Here is a 901-nt window from a genome sequence, read left to right as displayed (position 1 = left end):
GGCGATCGTCTGGAAGCTGCCCGTCTACAATACGGTGCACCACATTCTCACCAACCCGATCTACGCCGGCGCCTATGCGTTCGGGCGAACCTGCAGCAAAGTCACCATAGAGGCCGGACGCAAACGGATTTTGCGTGGGATCAGGCGCGATCGCGCCGACTGGGAGGTCTTGCTCATCGACCATCACGAAGGTTACCTGAGCTGGCACGATTTTGAGAGGAATCAGCGCCTGATCACGGACAATGCCACAAGCAAAGGCCTGGTGCCGCGCGGTGCTCTTCGCCGGGGCGAGTTGCTGCTCGGCGGTCTCTTGCGCTGCGGCCATTGCGGCCGCAAGCTGCATGTCTCCTATTCCGGCAGCAACGGCAATACGGGGCGCTATCATTGCCGCGGAGCGCAGGTCAACCACGGAACCGACCCGTGCATCGGCTTCGGATCGTTGCGGGTCGATCAGGCGGTCAGCGCGGAGGTTCTTCAACGCCTTCAACCGCTCGGCATGGAAGCGGCGATCAAGGCCATCGAGACCTCCACCGTGCAGGCTGGAGAGAAGCGGCGCCATGTGGAGCTCGCACTCGAGCAGGCACGTTATGAAGCCGCCCATGCACGCCGCCAGTATGACGCCGTCGACCCGGACAACCGGCTTGTAGCAGGCGAACTGGAGCGACGCTGGAATGCCGCGCTCGTAGCCGTCCGCGAGCGTCAGGACGAGCTTGACGCGCTCGACCGCCACAAGCCTGAGGCTCTGGGAGAAGAGGAACGGCGGAGCCTGCTGCGCATGGGCGCCGATCTCGAACTGGCATGGCATCATGCCAACGCCACCGCCACCACGCGCAAGCGGATCATCCGTGCCGTGATCCGCGAGATTGTCGTCGCCATCGAAGACGACCACATCAAAATGCTG

2 pseudogenes are annotated in these 901 nt (G+C 63.3%); both read left to right on the top strand.

Going from position 1 to position 901, the window contains the following annotated elements:
* Window positions 1-34: 34 nt before the first annotated feature.
* Window positions 35-400 (top strand): annotated as a pseudogene (locus NKJ32_RS35430) (recombinase family protein); the annotation flags it as partial.
* A 39-nt stretch (window positions 401-439) separates the two neighbouring features.
* Window positions 440-901, top strand: a pseudogene (locus NKJ32_RS35425) (recombinase family protein); the annotation flags it as partial.

The organism is Mesorhizobium sp. M0159, assembly GCF_040322295.1.
GTDB lineage: Bacteria > Pseudomonadota > Alphaproteobacteria > Rhizobiales > Rhizobiaceae > Mesorhizobium.
The sequence above is the reverse complement of the archived record's forward strand: the minus strand, read 5'-3'. Positions and strand labels throughout refer to the sequence as shown.